This window comes from Dietzia alimentaria 72, assembly GCF_000226215.1.
In the GTDB taxonomy this organism is placed as follows: domain Bacteria; phylum Actinomycetota; class Actinomycetes; order Mycobacteriales; family Mycobacteriaceae; genus Dietzia; species Dietzia alimentaria.
Genome location: NZ_AGFF01000005.1, coordinates 66,466 through 88,089 on the forward strand (window position 1 = coordinate 66,466; position 21,624 = coordinate 88,089).

The following is a 21,624-nucleotide window of genomic DNA, read 5'->3' on the forward strand; positions in this document are numbered from 1 at the left end:
TCTCCACCGCGTGGCGCGTGAGCGGGACGCGGGTCCCGGGTGGTGGCTGGACGCTCCGCTCGACGAGGGGGTCCGACTGCGCGCGATGGCGACGGCCGATCGCCGCGCGGGTCTGAGAGAGCGGGTCCTGCGACACGCGGGCCCCGGCGCCCGGGTGGTGGACGTGGTGGGGGACCGCTGGGCGGACCTGCCGGGAGAAAGACCGGGGTACGACGACGAGGAGGCGACGCGTCGGGCCCTGGCAGACGGAGTGACTCTGGTGTGGGGCGCGGCTCTGCCCACCGACGAGGGCAGCGGGCGGGAGGGCCTGCGCTGCACCGTGGCCGCTGTGCCCGGGGGTGGATACGCACCCGTCCTGGTGGTCAACCACAAGGTGGTGGATCCGCGTCGGGGTCGGAGTTCGTCGGAGGCGGTGGTCACCCGACTGCTGGACTGGGGCCCGGCTCCGGATGCGACGCTGCGGGTACGGCGTCATCCCGGTGACCTGGAGCGCCTGGTCCACGCCTGGTTCCTGCTCGACGAACTCGGCTACGCCGCATCGGCTCCGGTCGGTGCGGTTCTGGGTCTCGGCTCGTCGCGAGCAGTGGTGCACGACTTGGAGCCAGTTCTGGAGGCGGCCGGTCGCACCCATTCGATGCGGTTGGCGGTGGCCCGCGGTGACCTCGTCACGGCCCCGAGCCGGATCGGCGAATGCCGCACCTGCCCCTGGTGGCAGGGCTGGGAGGGGACTCGACAGCACGTCACGGGTTGTCGCGACCGGCTGATCACGGACGACGACGTGAGCCTGGTCGTGGGCGGTGGCCAGGCCGGCCCGCTGCGAGCGCAAGGCATCCGGACCGTCGCCGAACTGGCGGAGGCCGGGCCAGAACGTCCGCCCGACTGGAACGGTGAACCATTCTCCGACGCGGTTCTTCGGGCCCGGGCGCACAGGGACGGTGAGACGGTGGTGCCCAAGGTGGCCCGCCCGAGCATCCCGCGCGCGGATATCGAGGTGGACGTGGATCTGGAGAGCCACCTGGACGACGGCGCGTACCTGTGGGGCACTCTGTTGACCCTGAGGGATGGCCGACCTCTGGAGCCGGAGGGTTACAAACCTTTCGTCACCTGGGCCCGGTTACCCGGTCCCGATGAGGGGCACTCGTTCGCGGAGTTTTGGCGCTGGCTCGCCGGGATACGGGACAGAGCAGCAGGTCAGGGCCGGTCATTCCGGGCTTACTGTTATTCGCGGTCCGCCGAGAACGGCTGGATGCTCTCGACGGCAGCCAGGTTCGGGCCGGAGGGCACCGTCGCCGTCGTCAAGGGTGTCCCTTCCGTCGCCGAGGTGCGACGCTTCGTCTCCTCCCCGCAGTGGGTGGACGTTCACGAGGCGGTCACCACCCAGTTCGTCTCGACGTCCGGGCTGGGACTCAAGGTGGTGGCACCGGTCGCGGGTTTTCACTGGCGTGACCCCGAGGCGGGGGGCGAGGCATCGATCGGCTGGTACCGCGATGCGCAGACCGCGAGCGGGTCCGAGCGCGATGCTGGGCGTGGAAGAATTCTCACCTACAACGAGGACGATGTGCGGGCTACGCGCGCTGTGCGGGAGTGGATAACAAAACAGCGTTGATCGGGAGTGACCTAAGTGATTTCTGTTCTCTACCTAAGAGTTCTCGGCTATGCTGAAGTGCTGGTCCCCGGCAACTCCGCCGGTAACGGCTCTGCAGGCTAGGACTTCAGTTCGATCAAACTGGAAGCAGATGTCGGAGAGACGGTTCGGTTGACACCACCGGCTCCGCGCTTCAGGGCGAGCCCACCTTTGGTTCGCTGTCCGGTTCGCTGTGCCAGGTCATCGCCTCCTTTGGCGTCGACTCTCTCAGCCCGGCAGAGGGCACAGGCTCCCTCGGCTCGCGCTCGGGTTCGCTGCTGGGCTCCAGCGGTTCGGCTTCGGGCTCGCTGCCCGGCACCGGCTCGCTCGTTCCCGCGGCCCTGGGCCTCGGTTCGGTCGCCGCCATCGGCGCCGGCATCTACTTCGCGCCGGAGATCCACGACGCCCTCACCGCCGCCGGCATCGCCCTCCCGCCGCTGCCGCCGCTGCCATGGGCCCCGGTTGTCGGTGCAGAAGCACCGGCCCAGGAGGCGCCTGTCGCCCCCGGCCCCCCCCAACCCGAACGGCCGCGGCTGATACGCCGTAGTACGCAACTGAGGCCCGCTCCCTTTGTGGGGGCGGGCCTCAGTTATGCCTGCTGGACGCTTTTAGCGCGGCGCCATGCGCAGGGCGCCGTCCATGCGGAAGCTCTCGCCGTTGAGGTAATCCTGCTCGACGATCGCGTTGGCCAGCGCCGCGTAGTCCGACGGACGGCCCAGGCGCGACGGGAACGGGATCGCGGCCTCGAGGGTCCTCTGGAACTCCTCGGTCAGGCCACGCAGCATCGGGGTCTCGATGGTGCCCGGGGCGATGGTGTTCACGCGGATGCCGAACTGCGCCAGGTCACGCGCGGCACAGATGCCCATCGAGTAGACGCCACCCTTTGACGCGGCGTACGCGATCTGTCCGACCTGGCCCTCGTAGGCAGCCACGGAGGCGGTGTTGATGATGACGCCACGCTGGCCGTCCTCGTCCACGGTGTCCTGGGTGGACATGGCCTCGGCGGCCAGTCGGAGCACGTTGAAGGTGCCCACCAGGTTCACGGAGATGCAGGTCTGGAACATGTCCAGGGCGTGGACACCCTTCTTGGAGACGATGCGGGCGGCCGGGGCGATGCCGGCGCAGTTCACCACGACACGTAGCGGCGCGGCTTCGGTGGCCTTGGCGATGGCAGCCTTGACGTCGTCCTCGCTGGTCACATCGGCGGCGAGGAGCGTGATGCCGGAGTCGATGCCCTGCTCGACGGCCTTGTCGATGGACTGCTGGAGGTCCAGACCGAAGACGGTCGCACCCTTCTCGGCGAATGAGCGTGCGGTGGCGTTGCCCAGGCCGGAGGCGGCACCGGTGACGATGACGGAAGCACCCTTGATGTCCACGGGATGTCCTTTCGTTGGAGGTTGAGCACTAGGAAGTGCAAGTGACTACGGTCCTAGTGTCCCAGAACCGCGGTCAGCGCACGTCGAAGGCCTGGCTCTCCCCCCGCACAGGGAACAGGCTGCCGTCGATCGCGCGGCCCGAGGCGGTGTAGACCACGCGGTACCGACCGGCCGGGGTCCCCGCCGGGATGTCCCAGGTGACGAGGGCGTTGGTCACGGTGAGGAACCCCTCGAACACGATCATGGTGGACCAGTCGCCGTCGTCGTGGACCCGGACCCAGCCGCTTCCCTCGCGTCGTTCCACGGCGAGGTAGGTGTCACCTCGACGCAGGTCGGAGTTGGGATTTGTGCCGCAGAACCGGACGGTTACGCGTTGGCCGGTCCGGTAAGCGGCCAGGGGCGGGTCCAGGACGTCGCCGAAATTCCGGAGCGGCGCCGGGGTGTCCACCACCGGGTTGCCGAGCGGGGAGACCGGGATCTGGCTGGTGAGGTCGCGTTCGGAGGTCCCCGGATCCAGCGGGGTCCCGGCGCGCAGCGAGCGCGCGAGGTCGGCGGCGACCTGCTGAACGGCCGGCAGCGTCCAGGGGCCGAACAGCGTTGCGCCGCCCTCGTAGTTCTGTGCCGAATACTCTTCGGGAGTCGTGAGGTAGTGACCGTAGGCGTTGGAGTAACCCTGGATCGTGATGTGGTCTTCGGGTACGCCGAGTTCGGCGGCGAGGGTGCGGCGCAGGCGTAGTCCGGCCACCACCGTGGGCTCGAACCCCAGCGAGAACAGATAGTGACCACCGAGTCGGACCAGGTGGAATGGGTACACGCGCTGGACGGCGTGGGGGACCAGGCCGACGGGCAGGAGAATGTCCTTGGCGCCGTGCGCCTCGCGGAGCCACGCCGGAACCACCACGTCGGCGATGGATTTGACCACGGGGTTGCCGCCGCGATCCCCCTCGGCGAAGGGCAGCTCGCCGCCACCGCCCCCGTCCTCCTGGCTGCCGGAGGCGAACGCCGCGCCGAGGGCGGCTGTCGCGGTGCGGTGGGTGCGGCCGTCGCCGGTGAACTCGGGACGGATCTCGACCGCCGACATGTCGACCCACCGGTGGCGCACGTCGATCCCGCTGCCGAGTGACCGCACGTCGCGGCCCACCTGCGCGCGGGCCGCAGCGAACTGACGCTCGCCGATGATGCGGGTGTTGTGCCACTCGTCGGCGGTCGGGCCCCGGCCGGGTGCCAGGTCGAGGTTGGGGCTCACGTCGCCGGGGTTGGTCTGGGCGAACGCCGTGATCAGCGCCGGTGTGCCCTCGGTCAAGTAGGTCTGCCCGGCCACCTCGCGCTCCCAGTGCCAGGCGGCGTAGCCCTTGTTGTCGGAGGAAGCGAGTTTGTTGTGCGACGTCATGGAGGTGGCGTGCGTAGCGAACCAGTTGAGCACGCCCACCAACTGCCCGCCCCGGGTGATCTGCAGCGACTGCGATCGCGGGTCGATCCCGGCGGGGAAATGGGCACGCTCGTCGACGGTGTCGCGATCGAACGAGCCACGCGATCGGTTGACGCCGGCGTCGTGGAGGGCGCCGGTGGTCACGCCGACAGCGGACGGCGCGAGGTCGTGGTGCGCCATGCGGATCGCATCGACGATGCCGGCGCAGTTGGCCTCGAATGTGACGGGTCGAAAGCCCAGCATTGATAGATCGACCATCGGATGACCGGAGGTGCCGCCGGGCGCTACGTGGGTGTGCGTCGCGGTGACCACCACGTTGCCCTCGTGATAGGTCTCGCCGAACTCCGCGGCGAGGCGGCGCAGGACCTCCTGTTGAATCGACTGGAAGATCAGTCCGATTTCGGCGGTGACGTGGACGAACCGGGGTGACGACGACGAGTCCGCGAGCACGAACGCGCGCGCCCTCTGCCGGAGGTGTAGTCCTACGGAGTGCTGCTCGGTGTCCGCGTACCCGTTCATGCCCGCGCCCAACGGCTCGCCGGTGATGTCACCGATGCCACGGCCGACGTACATCGCAGTGGCCTGCCCGGACGCAACCGCCGGCAGAAGGGACTGCAGTGCCGTGGCCCCGCCTAGCGCAGCGGCTCCGGCTAGGACCGTGCGGCGACTGACGTTGCCCACGGAGGCGGCGTTCGTATTGCGTGTGTTCGGTGTACCGGTGGTCCGGTCGTCGTTCATCGGGGCTCCCAGGGTGCGCGTACGGCAGGTGAGTCAGGTCACCTCGCTGCCGGTGACGGTACCCAACCGGACGCTCGTCCGGTGGATCACCTCGGGCGCGGCAACGACCGTGAGAACTAGGGTCGACGCCAGAAGACCCGGCTGGGATGGTGTCCCGGCCGGGCCTTCCGTGCTCATGGAAACTAGCGGGGCGTCGCAACCCCTGTCAGGCGAGAATTCAGCCCTTGGCGGCAGCGTAGCGCTGGGCCACGTCCTCCCAGTTGACGACGTTCCACCAGGCCTTGACGTAGTCCGGCTTCACGTTCTTGTACTGGAGGTAGAAGGCGTGCTCCCACATATCCAGCATCAGCAGCGGCGTGATGTTGATGGAGATATTGCCCTGCTGGTCGGTGAGCTGCTGGATGACCAAGCGCTGACCGATGTGGTCGTAACCCAGAACGGACCAGCCGGAACCCTGCAGCGTGGTGGCCGCAGCGTTGAAGTGTGCCTGGAACTTGTCGAACGAGCCGAACTCTGCGTTGATGGCGTCGCCCAGGTCGCCCTCGGGCTGGCCGCCACCGTTCGGCGACATGTTGGTCCAGAACACCGAGTGGTTGGTGTGTCCACCGAGGTGGAACGCCAGGTTCTTGCTCAACAGCGGGGCCTTGGAGGAGATGGAGCCGTCCTCGCGGGCCGCAGCGAGCTGCTCGAGGGCATCGTTGGCGCCCTTGACGTAAGTGGCGTGGTGCTTGGAGTGGTGAAGCTCCATGATCTCGCCGGAGATGTGCGGCTCAAGAGCACCGTAGTCGTAGTCGAGATCGGGAAGAACGTACTCGGCCATGGTGGAGTGTCCTCTCTGTTAGGTGACAAGCTGCTCGCGAACGTTGCTCGTGGCGCCTGTCACGACTTCCACTTGCCACCATAGTGATCTCGACAATGACGTGTTGGCACTGTTGGCAGGTGGCGCAGGTCCGTGCGCCTCGACCTGCCATGATCGGAGGGGTGGATCAGTCTGATACTTCGCCGGCCCGCGTCATCTCCGTCTCAGCGGTGGTGCTTACGCGCCCGGACGGCGCGGTGGTGACCGTGCGTAAGGCGGGCACCGACCGGTTCATGTTGCCGGGCGGCAAGTGGGAAGAGGGGGAGTCGCCTCTCGGCTGTGCGATACGAGAGGTCGGCGAGGAACTAGGAACGATCCTCGAACCTCAGGCCCTGACGCCGCTCGGACGGTTCGACACCGCCACAGCCAACGAACCCGGGTTCCTTCTGGTGTCGGAGGTCTTTGCGGCCGAGGTCGACGGACTGCAGGAACCACGCGCGGAGATCGCGGAGGCGCGCTGGGTCAGGCAAGCGGAGCTGAAGGGGATCGCCGAATTGGACGAGGCCGACTGTGCACCGTGGGCGCCGCTGCTGGTCCGCGTGGCGCGCGTGTGCTTCTAGATGATGATCAGCACGATGAGAACGACTAACAGTAGGGCAGCGATCGCCACACTCACCCGAAGGTTGCGGCGCCGGACGTGATCGCTGCAGCCCGTCTCGTCGAAGTGTTGGCGTGGGTCACCTCTCAGAATGTCGCGCAACTCCTGCGCCGTGGACTTTGAAGCGGTCACGTCTGGATTCCCCTCGGTCGTTCGTGGACCCACCCTAGCCCCGGAGTATGGCGTTCGTCACATCACATTCGGAGCACGATCGTCGAACAGGGTTACGCTGGCTGCATGGGCTGGCTACAGGACGCGATCAGACAATCCGCAATGCGAAGGGCGACCGATGTCGTCGACGCCGAATCGGCGCTCCCGGGTCGGCAGGAGCCGATCACGGTGGCACCGGCGAATCTCGCCACGGGCAATCCGATGGTCCCGCCCTTCCCCGAGGGCTACGAGTCGATGGTGCTGGGGATGGGCTGCTTCTGGGGCGCCGAGAAAATTCTCTGGCAGATGGACGGGGTGTGGACCACCGCCGCCGGATACGCCGGGGGATGGACGCTCAACCCCACGTACGACGAGACCTGTACCGGCGCAACCGGCCATACCGAGGTTGTGCTGGTGGTATTCGACCCTGCGGTGCTCTCGGCGGAGGAACTGTTGGCCACCTTCTTTGAGTGGCACGACCCGACCCAGGGAATGCGTCAGGGCAACGATGTGGGAACTCAGTATCGTTCAGCGATCTTCACTACCACGCCCGACCAGCTGGAAGCTGCACACCGGGTGGCGGCGAACTACCAGAAGGAACTTGATGCGGCCGGTTACGGGCCCCTGACCACCGAGATCGGCATGCTCGATGAGGTGCGGTCAGGTCAGTTCTCTTACGCCGAGGACGTCCATCAGCAATACCTGCTCAAGAACCCGGGCGGCTACGACTGCCACGTTCGCAGCGGTATCGCCTGCCCGATCTGACCCTGTCGCGCTGGATGTTCGGCGGGGGGTGTTGGCGGACTACTTGGCCGTCTTGACTTCCCTGACATCCGCACCCGTGCCACATCCGCTCCTGTGGATGGCGTCCCGCCACCGCCTCGGCGCACGCGGGACGCCATGCGCGGAGGCCGGCGTGCAGGCGCGGGTGCGGATGCTCGCGGACGCACATGCAGTCGCGGATGCTCGCTGGTTTAAATGGCGGAGAGGGCTGCTCCGGCGGCGCAGATGGCCTCAAGGGCCGGCTCTGGACATGAGAAAAGGCCCGACCGGGAATTTCTTCCTGGTCGGGCCTTCTCGTCAATCCTGAGGGACGTCAGATTGCTCTGACGTCACATCACAGAGCGGTGATGTTCTCCGCCTGCAGGCCCTTGGCGCCCTGCGCGACGTCGAAGGAAACCTGCTGGTTCTCCTCGAGCGAGCGGTAGCCCGAGCCCTGGATTGCGGAGAAGTGGGCGAAGACGTCGGCCGAGCCGTCGTCGGGGGCGATGAAGCCGAAGCCCTTGTCGGCGTTGAACCACTTCACGGTACCGGTAGCCATATTGGCGTCCTTTCGAGAGTTGATACTCCGCTTGTCGGAATATCAGATGCTGCAGCAGAGAGCGTGCTGTGTGTTTCCCTGCGGTGCCGCACTGTCCTCTCGCAAGGACGGTGGATCTACAGAAATACAACGAACGATTTCGACTACTGAGCACCACCATACACACACCGGACGGCTTCGTCACCAACAATGTGACGATGAATACACGCGCCGCTCGTTCCGCGCTCCGCCAGCGACCGTATCCGGGACTGAAATACCTGGTCAGCGCGCTACCGAGCGGAGTTCGTCCGCGAGCACCATGGCGTGATTGTGCTCGGTATCCCGGGCGGCATAGGCGAGCACCAGGTCTCCGTCGGCCGCCACAGCCGCCAGGCGGTCAACCTCACCTGCCGCCGGATCCCGGGCCAGCTCCTGCCGGTACCGCTCCGCGAACCGGTCGAAATCGAGTTCACCCTGGTGGAATTCGCGGCGCAGGTCCGGGGACGGGGCCACGTCTTTGCACCACTCGTCGTGATCGAAGGACTCCTTGCTGACGCCCCGGGGCCACAATCGGTCCACAAGGACGACGTGGGCGCCCTCGGGGTCGGACTCTCCCGAGACGAGGTCGTGGACACGTAGGCAGTACACAGACATGTACCCAGGTTCCGACATGCGGTCGCCCTGCGCCACCCGTCCGGATCGGCGCGCCTTGTGCCAGCATGGTCGGCATGACCACACCGCGGCGGCAGGGACAGTGGCGTTGGGTCGCGCACCCGCCGTGGAGGCCACCCGGTCCAGTCCAACGCCCGCCCGCCCCGCGGTACCGCTCCGGGCCCGCGTGGCGGACGCGCACTCCGGCTTACACCTCGACTCCCCGGTGGGGGCTGCCGCTGATCGCGATCCCGCGTCCTCTGGAGCAGCAGCCCGCGCCGAAGCCCGCGAAGCTGGCCGCGGCCGCGCCCGGCATGATGTCCGCCGCTCGGTCGTGGTTCGTCGCCACTGCAGTCGCCCACGGGCTGCGCTACGCAGTGCTCGCCTGGTACGCGCACCGGCTCGCGCCCCGGTGGCTGGAGGCGGCCACCACAGCATTCGTGTGGGTGTCGGGGATCGTCGCTATCGCCATCGGGCTGGCTGCGGCGCTCACGGCCACCGCGTGGCTCGTCGAGGCCCGCCGGCGTGTGTATGCGCCCGCTCCGGACCCCCGGCCCCGGGCGGGCCTGTGGGCGGGCTGCCTCGTCGTCGTCGTCAATTTCTTCCGCATCCCCGTGTACCTCGAAGAGTTGCGCAGGGCGTCGCCCCGTGCCCCGTCCCGAACCGACCTCCGGCGCTGGTGGGCCGCTTGGTTCGTCAACATGGTCGCCGTGGTCGTGGCCGTATGGAGGAGCACGGGCGAGGGCTCGCAAGCCGCCGCCGACAGCGTTCTCCTCACGGCACTCGCGGCCCTGGCGGCGAGCTGGGCCATCACGGAGACACTGGCTGTCATGCGGAGTTTCGGCGATCTACCTCCGGTGTTTGCCCGGCGGTTCATCGTGAAGGGGATCGTGACGACGTCAGCATCTCGGAAGGAGTGAGACGTGACGGGCCCAGCGAACACCCACCTTCCGTCCCCCGTGTCAACGCGCAGCGGGGTCGTCGGCCACCGTGGTGCCTCCGCGGAATTTCCCGAACTCACCCTGATCTCCTTCCAGAAGGCGCTCGAGCAGGGTGCCGAGGCTCTCGAGGCGGACATCCGCCTCACCTCCGACGGGGTGCCCGTCCTCCTCCACGACCCCCGCACCACCCGGGTCGGCGACAAGGACCTATGGGTGCACGCCAGCACGCTCGACCAGCTCTCCGCCCTCGACGTGGGGTCGTGGCACCCCGTTCACCGGTCGCCCGAGCCCGTGCTCACGTTGCGCAGCCTCCTCGTCATGATGGAGGCGTACCCGCAGGTCAAGCTGTTCCTCGAGGCCAAGCATCCCGTGCCTTCCGGTGCCAGGATCGAGACCGCCCTCCACGATGAACTCACCTACTTCGGCATGGACAAGCCGGCGTCGTTCGCAGAGTCGCGGGCCGTGATGATGAGCTTCTCCGTGCGGGCCGTGAGACGGTTCCGGCAGCTGGCCGGGGGAGTGCCCACGGTGCAGCTGCGGGAACGCCGCAACGTGCTCAAGTCGTGGCCGGCCGAAGGGTGCGGCGCTCAGCTGATGGGCCCGAGCATCGGGACCCTCCGGGCCCGGCCGTGGTTGGTGGAGTACTGGCGGTCGCGGGGCATGGGCACGTATTGCTGGACCGTCGACGAACCCGCTGATCTCCTCCTGTGCCGCGATCTCGGCGTGGACTGGGTGGGCACCAACGTCCCCGCGCGAGCGCTGACGGTCCTCGAAGGCGGCAGTCGCGGGAGCGGTCAGGAATTCTGACCGGCGCCGCGACGGGCGTCCTGCGCACTGGCGGCGGAGGTGCACCGTATCGTGGCCGTCGTGGGAAGAAGAAACCGAGACAACGCGCCCAAGTCCGGCGGCAACCGCCAGGCAAAGCTCGCCGCTCGCGCGGCCGAACGCGAGGAGATGAGCGTCGACCCGCGGCCCTTTGCCGGGTTCGCCGGTGAGTGCGACATGGTCGCCATGCGGGAGTTCGTCCCGTCGGCCACCGCCACCCTCACCACGACCGGTGGTCGCGAGGTCACGCTGGCCACGGTGCTGCCCGGCGCCATCGCCGGCCTGGTCCGCGACGGCGACCTGGGTGGCGAGGCGATAGTGGGGCTGCAGGTACAGGTCCACGGGCCCGACCCGGCCGCCGACCTGGCGTATGCGGTCGACTGGGCGACCCGCGCCGGCGGCGGGGAGACCCTCTCCACCGCGCATCCCGGCGAGGACACCCCGGCGCTGGCGGACGTGGTGGACAAGGACGCTCCGCTGGAGATCCGCGTGCACAACGATTTTGCGTGGTGGGTGGCAGAGGGCGTGGAGGTCGGTCCGGAGATCGCGCAGGCGATCAAGAACGCCAACGACATCATGATGCCGACTGCGCGCGTCGACGCCGAGGGTATCGAGGCCGCGTGGTGGGTCGACGCGGGCGAGAAGGCGCACATCCGCTGGGTCCGCCCCGAGGACGAGGACGCGTTGTTCGAGGCGCTCGCGCGCGTCCACGCCGCCGGTGGACTGCACCTGGGCGAGGGGTCCCGGTTCGCCGGGTCGTTCCGCACGCACGGATTGCTGGTTCCGGTGTTCGACCTCGACCCGGAGATGCATCACCAGGAGTGGGCGCCGGGCCTCACCGAGCTCGACGCGCGACTGCGTGAGGCGCTCGCGACGGATGAGCCGCTCTCCTCCGATGAGCGGTCCTCTCGCGACGGCCTGCGCGCCCGCCAGGTCACCCTGCGCTGACGGGGAGCGGGACGGCACGGTTCCCCGCGCTGCTGCGGCGGCCTCTAGGATCCACTCGGGCGCGGTGAACAGCCGCGCAGTTGTACGAGGTGGAGGGGGTGGGCCGCATGACCGACGAGCCGAAGAATGACGACGACGAGTCAGCTGTCCCCCCGGAAGTAACCGTGCCGCCGTGGCTTCGTACCGGGCCCACGCCCGAACAGTCGATGGCCGGAACCGCCGAGCCCGGCAGGCCGTACAGGGCGGAAGGTCCCGCGGAGGGCGCGCGGGCCGACCCCGGGGTGCCGGAGCCGCGGCGGGAGGTCCCGCCCAACCGCATCACTCTGGACGCACGACGACGCGCTGATCAGCCGACTGCTGGTCCGGCCGGGCCTCCGCCCGGGCAGACCCCCGTGGCTGCACAGGAATCGGGCGTGAGCCCTGAGCGGGGGCCGGTGGACCGGAGTCCCGCCGGGCGGGGTGAACCCGATCCGTTGTCGCGATTGCGGTTGGGGGCCTCGTCGTCGACCCAGGGGGTTACCCCCGGTAGCCCGGTAGCGCCGACCACCGAGCCGAACCGACGTCCGTTGCGGATCGCGCTGCTGGCCGCGGCCGGAGTGGCGGTTCTCGGGGGCTCGGCCGTGCTCGGCTACGTCGTCACGCGCGGGGCCGCGAGCCCGGAGGCGCAGGAGTCGGCGGGGTGCATCGAGAGGGCGGAACCGGGCCGCGTTTCAGGCGCGGGCCCGGGCTCGCTTGACACCCCGGCCGAGACGGTGCTCGCGTTCGACCACGCCTACTACGCGGAGCGGTCGGCCGAGAAGGCCTTCGAGGCGGTCTCCCCGTCCAGCCGGATGACCGAGGAGCAGTTGCGCGTCGACGGCGTGGACGCGCTCGCGGAGGGCACTGGGCACTGTGTGCAGATCAGTGAGCTGTCGCCGACGCTGTTGGAGGTCGAACTGACCGAGTACCCGCCGGACGCGGACCCGGTGCTGATCCGCCAGCGGATACGGGTCGCCGAGAACCCTGACGGCACGTGGGGCATCGTCTCCATCACTCCCGCCGGCTGACCGCCACACCGCGGTCAGGGTTCCGGGTCGAGGTACTCCTGCGGCGGCGTCTGGCCGTTGGCCACGGCATCAAAGAATGCCGAAGTGCTGGGGCCCCAGACGAGGTATGAACCCACGGATCCCGACTCCATGCCGTCGTGCGGGGCGGTCACGGTCAGCGGGTCGCCCTTGAGCTTCCACATGACCGAGGCCAGGTTCCAGATGTGGTCGCCGGTGTCCACGGTGACGGCCTCGGCGGTCGACTCCAGCAGCGGGAACGCTTTGAACGGGTTGAGGAGATTCGACGGCTGCATGGTCTGGCGCATGAGCGCACCCAGGAACTGCCGCTGATTACGAACGCGCTGGAGGTCCTGCTCGGCGAATCCGTAGCGGGTACGGACAAATCCCAGGGCCTGCGGACCGGCCAGGGTCTGACAGCCGGGGGCCAGATCGAGACCGGCGAGTGGATCGTTGATCGGCTCGTCAATACAGAGGTCCACCCCGCCGATCGCGTCCACGACGCCGGCGAATCCCCCGAACCCGATCTCCGCGTAGTGGTCGATCCGCGCGCCCGTCTGCTGCTCGAGGGTCTGCGTGAGCAGGGGTGGGCCACCGAATGTGTAGGCCGCGTTGAGCTTGTTCTCCCCGTAGCCGGGAATGTCGACGAGCATGTCGCGGGGCAGGGAGATGAGCAGGGTCTGGCCACCCCGGCGCGGCGTGTAGACCAGCATCATCGTGTCGGTGCGCTTACCGCCGGCGTCGGACTCCGAGCCGGTCGACAGCTGCGCCTGCTGCTCGGGTGTCAGCCCCTCACGCGAGTCTGTGCCCACGAGCAGTGTCAGAGTTCCGGGGCTGTTACCGACCCGGCCGGGGTAGTCCACGAGGGCGTCGATCCGCTGGAGTTTTGAGTCCGCCCACAGCGCGGTGACCACGCCCACGGTGAGAATCAGGATCAGCACCAGCCCGATGATCCGCAGCGGCCCGACCCTGAACCTGCGGGGTGCGCGGGCGGGACGACGTGACCGGGGCGGCCTGGCGGGTGCCCCCGCGCGATCCCGCGGGCCACGACGGTCGACCGGCTGCCGGTAGGGGTCGCGCGCGTCGGTTCGGGCGCGGCCTACGGGCGGGGGTTCGTGGCGGGCCCGGGGATCACGGCGGTCCCGCGGGTCGCGTGCCGCGTACCGGGCGCGCTCCTCCGGAGTCAGGGGCTCGGGCTGCTGTCGCGGCTGGTATCCGGCGCGCTCGTCCGGGCGACCCGCCCCGCCTGCCGCCGCCCCACGACCTCGCGCGCGACGCGGATCGCGACCGGGATCGCGACCGGGATCGGGCCTGGGGGCCGAAGCGCCACGGTCCGCCGAGCGCGGGTCGCGCCGGGGTGCGGGGTCCCGTGGCACCCCGGGGTCGGCGTACCCACGGCGTTCGCGCGCGCGTCGCCGGAGTTCGGCGGCTTCCTCGGGAGTGAGGTGCCGGCGCCTTGGGTCGTCGGTCATGGGATCGGACTCTACTTGCCCGCCCGTCCGTACGGCTGGCCCCACCGCGCTGCGGAGTCGAGTGTCACAACCCGCTCGCGGCCGAGCGGTGGTCAGAGCCAGGACAGGTGTGGTGCGAGCAGCGCGTAACCGAGAAACGCCACCACGTCCAGAAGCGTGTGCGCGAGGATGAGTGGCCACAACCGGCGGGTCCGCATCCACCACAGTGCAAAGACGAGCCCCATGGCGAGATTGCCCAGCCCTCCGCCGAAGCCCTGATAAAGGTGGTACGAGCCACGCAGCAGGGCGGTCGCGAACAGGGCGGCGGCGGGCGGCACCCCGAGCTGGCGCGCACGCACGAGCAGGTAGCCCACCACGAGGATCTCCTCGGCGGCCCCATTGCCCGCCGCGGCCAGCACCAACACGATCGGTCGCCACCACGTCTCACCCAGCCCCGATGCCGCGACCTGCAGGTTGAGCCCCGCCGCGACCGCGCCCACGTACAGCGCCAGCCCGGGGATCCCGATCACGGCCGTCAGGGCCAGGCCGGCGCACACCTGTCGGACTGGACGGTCGCGCACGAGCCCCACCGCCCGCGTCCCGATCCCGGTGTGGGCAAGCAGCACCAGCGGCAGCAGCGCCCACGCGAGCAGCCGCACCACGCCGAGCAGTTGGTAGGCCAGGTCGAGCCAGGAATGCGTGGATCGTGACACGTTGAGCGAGGCGGTCTGGTCGGCGAGGTCCTCCGGGGCGATCAGCGCGGACGTCAGGTCGAGGACGGCGTAGGCGCCGGACAGGCCGAAGGTCACCAGGAGTACGACGACGACCTCGGCCATCAACAGTCGGCGGACACGTGGATCGGTGACCGGGGTGAATCGCCGGGCGTAGTGCGTCAGTGCCGAACGCGGGGACAGGGCCCGCGCCAACCCGCCGTTCGGCGGGGCGGGGGTCGTGGAACCGCTCACTCGGCCAGCCGGATGTCGTTGACGATCCGGTCCATCCACCGGGTACCGGGGGTGGACTGCTGCTCGGTGGTCACGTAGGCCACCCACCAGCGGCGTCCCTCGGAGCCGAAGACCGCTGCGTAGACCAGCCCGCCGACATCGGAGGCCGCGGGATCGTCCGAGACCACGACGTACGAGATGGCTGCGCCCTCGCCCGCCTTATTATCGATTTCCGTGACGCGCTTCTCGTCGCGCAGACCGCTGATACCCAGGACGTACTGCTGCACGGTCTCGGCGAGCGCGGTGGCGGCGCCCTGGTTGTCGGAGATCGCCGCGGCGGCAATGCCCGGATCGAGGGTGCCGGCCAGGATGCGGGTGGTCAGGGCGCGACCGGTGCCCACGGGGGCCAACCGGACGGTGCCCAGTTCCGGTTCACCGAACGCGCGCCACCCCACCGGGATCGAGATCTGCAACCCGGAGGCCTCGTCCGTGTAGTGGGCACCGGCCAGGGTCGAGTCCCGCGGCAGCACGGAGGCGGGGTCGGTGGCCACGGTCAGGACCAGCAAGGCGGCCAGAAGCGCCAGCGCCACATAGATCGTCTTCGGGCCGCGCTTCTCCTCGGGAGTGAGGTGCGAGGCGTCGTCGGCGTCGTCGGGTGCTGGGGTGTAGTCGGCCGCGTATTCGGGGCCATCGGAGTCGTCGGAACCCATCGGTGGAGAGAGTAGCAACGCGCGGGTGTAGACCTGAGGTCATGACGGTCTCACTCGAACTCCTCGCCCGTGGGCCCTCCCGGCCGGACCTTCTGCAGGACCTGGTTGTGGCGGAGGGTCCCCTCGACGCGCCCCTCGTTGCCACACTGGCCCGCTGGTCGGTTCCGGCCCCCGTGGCCGTGGACGCCGATCCCGGGATCGGGCTGGCGGGACTCGACGCGGTGGGGGGCGTCCTCACCGCCGGCTCAGCGGCCGTGATCGACGTGGTCCCCGGACTGGCCGGGCCGGGCCCCGCCGAGGATCGATTGGTCGATCTGCTGGCCGTGGCCGCGCATTCCGGTGTCGGGTTCGGCTCCGGACTGGTGCCGCGTTGCGCTGACGCCGGGCAGGTGTGGTCACTGTTGTCCGGGGCGGTGGCCGCCATGACCGGCGCGGACGTCCGGGCCGCACTCGCCACGCCGGATCCGGCCCGGCTGGTGGCCCTGTCGAGGTCTGCGCGGGAAGCGATCCGCGACGTGGTGACGTGCGTCGTCGTGCCTGCGGACAACGCCGAAGCGATCGCCGCGGCCCTGGCATCCGCCGACGGTCCCTGACGCTGGCTAGTCTTGTCGTCGTGGTCACCGTCGCCTACCTCGGCCCTCCCGGCACGTTCACCGATGCCGCCCTGCACCGACTCCGCACCGACGGACTCACCGCGGGTCTGCTCACCGACGCCGAGGCCGTGCCCGCGGCAACCCCCGACGAGGCTCTGGCCATGGTCCGAGCGGGCACGGCCGACTACGCGTGTGTGCCGTTCGAGAACTCCGTGGACGGCACCGTCAACCCCACCAGCGATGGCCTGGCGGTGGGGGAGCGGCTCCAGATCTTCGCCGAGACCGAGCTTGACGTGGTGTTCTCCATCCTGGTCCGGCCCGGTGTCAGCCCCGACGACGTAAGGGTCCTGCGGACGCACCCGGTGGCCGCCGCGCAGGTACGGCGCTGGGTGGGTGTGAACCTCCCGCGCGCCCACATCGAGACCACCTCCTCCACGGCGGCGGGGGCGGAGGAGGTGGCCGCCGGAACGGCCGACGCCACCGCCGCTCCCGCCCGCGCGGGCGAGATCAACGGGCTCGTCCCGCTCGCCGCCGACGTGGCCGACGTGGGCGGCGCCCGAACCCGCTTCGTCCTGGTGGGACGGCCCGCCCGGCCACCCGCGCGCACCGGCAGCGACCGGACCTGCGTGATCTTCGGTCTACCCCACCAGCCCAACGCGCTGGTGCAGGCGCTGACCGAACTGTCCATCCGCGACATCGATCTCACGCGCATCGGCTCCAGGCCCACTCGTGTCGCACGGTTCACGTACCTGTTCCATGTGGACCTGGTGGGGCACATCGACGACCCGGTGGTCGCCGAGGCGCTCGTCGCGCTGCGCCACCGGACCGCTGACCTTCGGTTCCTCGGCTCCTGGCCCGTGGCCGACGGCGGCGATACCGGGTCGCGCCCGCCGGACCGCACCGACGAACTGGCCTGGCTCGAGGGTCTGCGCCGCGGTGAGAGTTCCTCATGAGTGCCCGCCTGCACCTCGTCCGCCACGGGCAGACCCCCTCCAATGTCGCCGGCGCGCTCGACACCGCGCTACCCGGGGCTCCGCTCACCGAACTGGGGCGCGACCAGGCGCGAACGGTGGGGGCGCAACTCGCCGACTCGGGGATCTCCCCGTCGGTCATCATGAGTTCCCGGGCAGACAGGGCGCGCGAGACCGCCGGACTCATCGCCGAGGCCATGGGCCTGGACACACAAGCCGTCCCCGGGGTGCACGAGGTGCAAGCCGGTAGCTACGAGATGCAGACCGGTGCCGAGGCGTTGTTGGCCTATAACCGGGTCGTGCGCGACTGGCTTGAGGAGGGCGATCTCACCTCCTCGCTTCCCCGTGGCGAGAGCGCGCTGGATGTGCGGGAACGGGCCATGCCGCTGGTCTCCGAACTGCGCGAGTCCTACCTCGACAACGGCATCGACGTGGTGCTGGTGGTGCACGGCACGCTCATGCGGATGATGGCCGTGTTCGCCGGAGCCGTGCCCTCCCAGTGGGCGCTGACCAACCGGATACCCAATTGCGGCGTGATCGAACTGGCCCCCGACGGCGGGGGCTGGTCCTGCGAACGGTGGGGCGATCACCCGGGTCGGCCGCGGTTCTGACGGTGGGGCCCAGGGTCTGACTCTGCTGTCGACCGGGTCAGCCCCAGCCGAGTTCGTGCAGGGTCTCCTCGTCGATCCCGAAGTGGTGGGCGATCTCGTGGATCACCGTCACCGCGACCTCGTGCACCAGCTGCTCCTCGGACGAGCAGAAGTCGCTCAGTGCATCCCGGTAGATCGTGATGGTGTCCGGTAGGAACCCCGAGTAGGTGGTGTCACGCTCGGTGAGCGCGACCCCCTCGTAAAGACCCAGGAGGTCCGGCTCGTCCGGATTGCGGTCGGCGATGAGGACCACGACGTTGTCCATCGCCCGGAACAACGCGTCCGGCACGGAGTCCAGGGCGTCGTCGACCAGTTGCTCGAACCGTTTCTCGTCGACCTCGAGGCTCACGGCGTCCCGCCGGGCACCGGCACCGACACCGTTCCGCTGTCCGGCGGGATGGCCTCTCCCGGCTGGTCTGACTGGCCGCCGGACCGGCCCGGCTGCTGTCCGGGTGGCGGGATCTCGGTCGTCGTGGGGGCGACTGGCGTCTGACCATCGACCAACACGCCCTGGAGTGCCGAGCCCTGGAGAACCGCGAACGGCCCCGGCTCGGAGGCCTTCATCAGCCCGCAGTTGACGATCCGGCTACCGGTGGCCCAGGAGAGCTCCGAGATGGGGTTGACGAGCGTCGAGATGAGCGTCGTGCGTCGCAGGGCCTCCTCATCACCCAGGTAGGCGATCCCGGCCTGACGGCACGCGTCAGCGGTGAGTTCGGACTGCACACGCGGCTCCGGAGGGAACGGGCCCTCGGGGAACACCCCGTTGACGTCGAGGCCCGAGACGATCTCGATCGAGTGGTTGTCCGAGCACGGCACCGGAGCTCCGGGCAGGCCCTCCTCGGTGAACCCTAGGCAGGTGCCGGGATCCCACCGGCGATGTTGGTCGGCGTCCACAAACCGCCCGGTGGACAGTGCCGACCGGCCGTCCAGCTCGGAGGCGGCGATCCCGCACAACACGCTGTGGTCGCCCTTGTTCCACCCCTCCTCGGATGGAGGTACCACCGTCCCGGTGAACCGCCCCACCGGATCGATCGGTCGGTCGCCCGCGTAGCGGGTGGCCAGTGGCAGGCAGCGGTCCGTGCCGACGGGTGCGAGATCCGCGGGACCCGGCAGCGGTGTCTTGTCACCGAAGCCGGGATCCTCCGACAGGTCGATCCGGCCGGCCACCTCGAACCGGTGGGGCTCGTCGCAGTCCACCGTGTCGAACGTGGACACGGTGTCCGCCGAGCCAATCGACCAGGTCAGACAGGTCCCGGGCGCGGCCTCCGCATAGGCGGGGCCCGACAGGGTGCGGGGATCGACCTGCGGCACGATCACTTTGATTCGCTCAGCCCGCGCGGAGTTGGGGTCGTCGATGGCCGAAGCCATGAGAGCGCCCGTCACCGCGGCGCCGGAGAGGACGGCGAGAAGTGAGGCCATGACCGCGCCCCGTGTCCGGAGCAGCGACCGGCCCGGTCGGGACGATCTGGTGGTAGGGGTCATCGCGTCCATGATGCCGTAATCGCGCCGTCCGGATAGGATTGCCGCCATGAGCGGACAGAATCACGGCGGGCCCGACGGGTCGGACGGCGACGTGCGCTCTCCCCGAGAGGGCCTGGACCCCGAAGTCCTGGAGTTCGCCCAGATGCTGTTCCAGCTGGCACGCGACGGGGAGACCGAACGCCTGGCCGCCTACGTCGATGCCGGCGTCAGCCCCGACCTCACCAATGAGCGTGGCGACGCACTGCTCATGCTGGCGGCCTATAACGGCAACCCCGACACCGTGCGGGCACTCGTCGAGCGGGGCGCCGAGGTCGACAGGGCCAATGACCGGGGTCAGACCCCGCTCGCCGGTGCCGTGTTCAAGGGCTACGGCGAGGTGGTCCGCGTACTCTTCGAAGCCGGCGCCGACCCGCACGGCGGGACACCCACCGCGGTGGACACGGCTCGCATGTTCGAGAAGCACGCTTTCCTCGAACTCTTCGGCGTCTGATCAGGGCCACAAACGCGGGCCGCTAGGCTGGGGTCCGTGATCGATCTCAAGCTGCTCCGCGAGAACCCCGACGTCGTCCGCGAATCCCAACGCACCCGCGGTGAGGACCCTTCGCTGGTCGACCAGTTGCTGGCCGCCGATGAGTCGCGTCGTTCGTCGATCGCCGCCGCCGACGGCGCGCGCGCCGAGCAGAAGGCCCACGGCAAGAAGGTCGGACAGGCCTCGCCCGAGGACCGCCCCGCCCTCCTCGAGGCCGCCGGTGCGCTGAAGAAGGCGGTCAAGGACGCCGAGGAGTCCGAGAAGACCGCCGCCGCAGAGGTGGAGCGGCTCCAACGGATGCTCTCCAACGTGGTCGAGGACGGCACCCCCGCGGGCGGCGAGGACGACTTCGTGGAGATCGAGCGCATCGGTGAGATCCCGACCTTCGACTTCGAGCCCAAAGACCACCTCGAGCTGGGTGAGAGCCTGGGCCTGCTCGACATGGAGCGCGGCGCCAAGGTCTCCGGCGCCCGCTTCTACTTCCTCACCGGCTACGGCGCCCTACTCCAGCTGGGAATGCTGCAGCTCGCGGCGCAGAAGGCCACCGCCAACGGGTTCACCATGATGATCCCGCCCGTGCTCGTGCGTCCCGAGATCATGCAGGGCACCGGTTTCCTCGGTGCCCACGCCGACGAGGTCTACAAGCTCGAGGCCGACGACCTCTACCTGGTAGGCACCTCCGAAGTCGCGCTCGCCGGCTACCACCAGGGCGAGATCCTCGACCTGTCCGACGGTCCCAAGCGCTACTGCGGCTGGTCCTCCTGCTTCCGTCGGGAGGCCGGCAGCCACGGCAAGGACACCCGCGGCATCATCCGCGTCCACCAGTTCGACAAGGTGGAGATGTTCTCCTGGTGCAAGCCCGAGGACGCCCGCGAGGAGCATCTGCGCCTGCTGTCCTTCGAGAAGGAGATGCTGCAGGCGATGGGCCTGCCGTTCCGCGTGATCGACATCGCCGGCGGCGATCTCGGGTCCTCCGCCGCCCGCAAGTACGACTGTGAGGCGTGGGTCCCCACGCAGAACGCCTACCGCGAACTCACCTCCACGTCGAACTGCACGACGTTCCAGGCCCGTCGTCTGGGCGTCCGCTACCGGGACGACGAGGGTCGCACCCAGATCGCCGCCACGCTCAACGGGACGCTCGCGACCACCCGCTGGCTCGTGGCGATCCTCGAGAACCACCAGCAGGCGGACGGCTCCGTGGTGGTCCCCGAAGCCCTGCGTCCGTTCGTGGGCAAGGACGTACTCGAGCCGATCCGCTGACCCGGCCGACGGTCAGCGGAACAACATCATCACACCGCTCGCGCTGGCGCACGTGCGCCTGTCCGTGTCGGTGACCCTGACCTGCACCACACAGGTGGAGCGACCCACATGTTCCACCTCGGCGTGGATCGTCGCGGGCGTCTTCTCCAACCGCAGGGCGCGGATGTAGCGGACGTTGAGATCCAGGGTGCTGTAGCCGACGCCCTCCTCGAGCACGGTCGCCGTGGCGTAGCCCAGAGCCGAGTCCACCCATCCGGAGACGATCCCGCCGTGGACCGTCCCGCCGTTGTTGAGCGCCCACTCCGCGGGCTCGGCGGCCATGGTCACCGCGCCCACCTCCGCGGAGGCCAGGCGGATGCCGAGCGAGTGTGCACCGGGGGAGAGGTGACGCTCGCCGGAGATGACCCGGTTAAGGGCATCGAGTCCCGCGTGCGCGATCCGCTCATCCGAAGGAGGGAGGGCGGGCCAGGAGTAATGGCGACTGCGCGCCGCCGGATCTACCGAATCAAAGGGGGCGTCGTGGTCCACGCTGCCGAACCTACCGGCAGAGCT

At 69.3% G+C, this 21,624-nt stretch carries 25 protein-coding genes; 12 read left to right on the plus strand and 13 right to left on the minus strand.

Going from position 1 to position 21,624, the window contains the following annotated elements:
* The first annotated feature begins 10 nt into the window (after positions 1–10).
* Positions 11–1,606, plus strand: coding sequence for a TM0106 family RecB-like putative nuclease (locus ON04_RS01850; RefSeq protein WP_238529198.1), 1,596 nt, complete (start codon positions 11–13; stop codon positions 1,604–1,606).
* Between the two features lie 626 nt (positions 1,607–2,232).
* Here the strand turns inward: ON04_RS01850 and ON04_RS01855 are convergent.
* From ON04_RS01855 to ON04_RS01865, 4 genes are all read right to left on the minus strand, one after another.
* On the minus strand, positions 2,233–3,000 hold the full coding sequence (locus ON04_RS01855) for an SDR family NAD(P)-dependent oxidoreductase (RefSeq protein WP_010539873.1): 768 nt from the start codon (positions 2,998–3,000) through the stop codon (positions 2,233–2,235).
* A 73-nt stretch (positions 3,001–3,073) separates the two neighbouring features.
* The gene (locus ON04_RS01860; protein WP_010539874.1) at positions 3,074–5,167 is read right to left on the minus strand and encodes a neutral/alkaline non-lysosomal ceramidase N-terminal domain-containing protein; all 2,094 of its coding nucleotides are present in this window, start codon (positions 5,165–5,167) and stop codon (positions 3,074–3,076) included.
* Positions 5,168–5,200: 33 nt separating this feature from the next.
* On the minus strand, positions 5,201–5,344 hold the full coding sequence (locus tag ON04_RS16590; protein ID WP_158217805.1) for a hypothetical protein: 144 nt from the start codon (positions 5,342–5,344) through the stop codon (positions 5,201–5,203).
* A gap of 40 nt (positions 5,345–5,384) precedes the next feature.
* A complete protein-coding gene (locus ON04_RS01865; protein WP_010539875.1) occupies positions 5,385–5,987 on the minus strand; it encodes a superoxide dismutase in 603 nt (200 codons plus the stop codon).
* A 161-nt stretch (positions 5,988–6,148) separates the two neighbouring features.
* On the opposite strand from ON04_RS01865, the gene ON04_RS01870 reads away from it, so the two are divergent.
* Complete coding sequence (locus tag ON04_RS01870) at positions 6,149–6,586, plus strand: NUDIX hydrolase (RefSeq protein ID WP_033443975.1); 438 nt, start codon at positions 6,149–6,151, stop codon at positions 6,584–6,586.
* Here the strand turns inward: ON04_RS01870 and ON04_RS16595 are convergent.
* Positions 6,583–6,756: a hypothetical protein gene (locus tag ON04_RS16595; protein ID WP_158217806.1), complete on the minus strand. Its 174-nt coding sequence runs from the start codon at positions 6,754–6,756 to the stop codon at positions 6,583–6,585. The two genes, ON04_RS01870 and ON04_RS16595, sit on opposite strands and share 4 nt — an antisense overlap.
* Positions 6,757–6,897: 141 nt before the next feature.
* Here ON04_RS16595 and msrA point away from each other — a divergent pair, with 141 nt between their 5' ends.
* Positions 6,898–7,539, plus strand: coding sequence for a peptide-methionine (S)-S-oxide reductase MsrA (gene msrA / locus ON04_RS01875; protein WP_010539877.1), 642 nt, complete (start codon positions 6,898–6,900; stop codon positions 7,537–7,539).
* A gap of 352 nt (positions 7,540–7,891) precedes the next feature.
* On the opposite strand, the gene ON04_RS01880 is transcribed toward msrA, so the two are convergent.
* On the minus strand, positions 7,892–8,095 hold the full coding sequence (locus tag ON04_RS01880; RefSeq protein ID WP_010539878.1) for a cold-shock protein: 204 nt from the start codon (positions 8,093–8,095) through the stop codon (positions 7,892–7,894).
* A 261-nt stretch (positions 8,096–8,356) separates the two neighbouring features.
* Entirely contained in the window at positions 8,357–8,728 is a 372-nt protein-coding gene (locus tag ON04_RS01885; protein ID WP_029457495.1) for a DUF488 domain-containing protein, read from the minus strand.
* 74 nt (positions 8,729–8,802) lie between these two features.
* On the opposite strand from ON04_RS01885, the gene ON04_RS01890 reads away from it, so the two are divergent.
* The 4 genes from ON04_RS01890 to ON04_RS01905 all read left to right on the plus strand — a co-directional run bounded on the left by ON04_RS01890 (position 8,803) and on the right by ON04_RS01905 (position 12,485).
* Entirely contained in the window at positions 8,803–9,645 is an 843-nt protein-coding gene (locus tag ON04_RS01890) for a DUF4328 domain-containing protein (RefSeq protein WP_238529199.1), read from the plus strand.
* A gap of 3 nt (positions 9,646–9,648) precedes the next feature.
* Positions 9,649–10,473, plus strand: coding sequence for a glycerophosphodiester phosphodiesterase family protein (locus ON04_RS01895; protein ID WP_010539881.1), 825 nt, complete (start codon positions 9,649–9,651; stop codon positions 10,471–10,473).
* Positions 10,474–10,533: 60 nt separating this feature from the next.
* Entirely contained in the window at positions 10,534–11,439 is a 906-nt protein-coding gene (locus tag ON04_RS01900; RefSeq protein WP_029457497.1) for a DUF5926 family protein, read from the plus strand.
* 107 nt (positions 11,440–11,546) lie between these two features.
* Positions 11,547–12,485, plus strand: coding sequence for a DUF8176 domain-containing protein (locus ON04_RS01905; protein ID WP_010539883.1), 939 nt, complete (start codon positions 11,547–11,549; stop codon positions 12,483–12,485).
* Positions 12,486–12,499: 14 nt separating this feature from the next.
* On the opposite strand, the gene ON04_RS16925 is transcribed toward ON04_RS01905, so the two are convergent.
* From ON04_RS16925 to ON04_RS01920, 3 genes are all read right to left on the minus strand, one after another.
* Positions 12,500–13,954: an LCP family protein gene (locus ON04_RS16925; protein ID WP_238529200.1), complete on the minus strand. Its 1,455-nt coding sequence runs from the start codon at positions 13,952–13,954 to the stop codon at positions 12,500–12,502.
* A 92-nt stretch (positions 13,955–14,046) separates the two neighbouring features.
* Entirely contained in the window at positions 14,047–14,898 is an 852-nt protein-coding gene (locus ON04_RS01915; RefSeq protein ID WP_010539885.1) for a CPBP family intramembrane glutamic endopeptidase, read from the minus strand.
* The gene (locus ON04_RS01920) at positions 14,895–15,587 is read right to left on the minus strand and encodes a hypothetical protein (RefSeq protein ID WP_010539886.1); all 693 of its coding nucleotides are present in this window, start codon (positions 15,585–15,587) and stop codon (positions 14,895–14,897) included. The genes ON04_RS01915 and ON04_RS01920 overlap by 4 nt, the downstream gene beginning before the upstream one ends.
* 41 nt (positions 15,588–15,628) lie before the next feature.
* On the opposite strand from ON04_RS01920, the gene ON04_RS01925 reads away from it, so the two are divergent.
* The 3 genes from ON04_RS01925 to ON04_RS01935 are packed head-to-tail and all read left to right on the plus strand — an operon-like array spanning position 15,629 to position 17,762.
* Positions 15,629–16,180: a hypothetical protein gene (locus ON04_RS01925; protein ID WP_010539887.1), complete on the plus strand. Its 552-nt coding sequence runs from the start codon at positions 15,629–15,631 to the stop codon at positions 16,178–16,180.
* Positions 16,181–16,200: 20 nt separating this feature from the next.
* Positions 16,201–17,133, plus strand: a complete 933-nt coding sequence (gene pheA, locus ON04_RS01930) for a prephenate dehydratase (RefSeq protein WP_010539888.1) — start codon at positions 16,201–16,203, stop codon at positions 17,131–17,133.
* Entirely contained in the window at positions 17,130–17,762 is a 633-nt protein-coding gene (locus ON04_RS01935) for a histidine phosphatase family protein (RefSeq protein WP_010539889.1), read from the plus strand. The genes pheA and ON04_RS01935 overlap by 4 nt, the downstream gene beginning before the upstream one ends.
* Before the next feature lie 37 nt (positions 17,763–17,799).
* Here the strand turns inward: ON04_RS01935 and ON04_RS01940 are convergent, their stop codons facing one another.
* Together ON04_RS01940 and ON04_RS01945 are read right to left on the minus strand one after the other, a co-directional pair.
* Positions 17,800–18,150, minus strand: a complete 351-nt coding sequence (locus ON04_RS01940) for a metallopeptidase family protein (RefSeq protein WP_010539890.1) — start codon at positions 18,148–18,150, stop codon at positions 17,800–17,802.
* Positions 18,147–19,283, minus strand: coding sequence for a septum formation family protein (locus tag ON04_RS01945; protein WP_238529201.1), 1,137 nt, complete (start codon positions 19,281–19,283; stop codon positions 18,147–18,149). The genes ON04_RS01940 and ON04_RS01945 overlap by 4 nt, the downstream gene beginning before the upstream one ends.
* Positions 19,284–19,329: 46 nt before the next feature.
* On the opposite strand from ON04_RS01945, the gene ON04_RS01950 reads away from it, so the two are divergent.
* Positions 19,330–19,773 (plus strand): ankyrin repeat domain-containing protein, encoded by a 444-nt coding sequence (locus ON04_RS01950; RefSeq protein WP_010539892.1) that lies wholly within the window; start codon positions 19,330–19,332, stop codon positions 19,771–19,773.
* Positions 19,774–19,809: 36 nt separating this feature from the next.
* Positions 19,810–21,072, plus strand: coding sequence for a serine--tRNA ligase (gene serS, locus ON04_RS01955; protein WP_010539893.1), 1,263 nt, complete (start codon positions 19,810–19,812; stop codon positions 21,070–21,072).
* A gap of 12 nt (positions 21,073–21,084) precedes the next feature.
* On the opposite strand, the gene ON04_RS01960 is transcribed toward serS, so the two are convergent.
* Positions 21,085–21,600: a PaaI family thioesterase gene (locus ON04_RS01960; protein ID WP_010539894.1), complete on the minus strand. Its 516-nt coding sequence runs from the start codon at positions 21,598–21,600 to the stop codon at positions 21,085–21,087.
* Positions 21,601–21,624 lie beyond the last annotated feature (24 nt).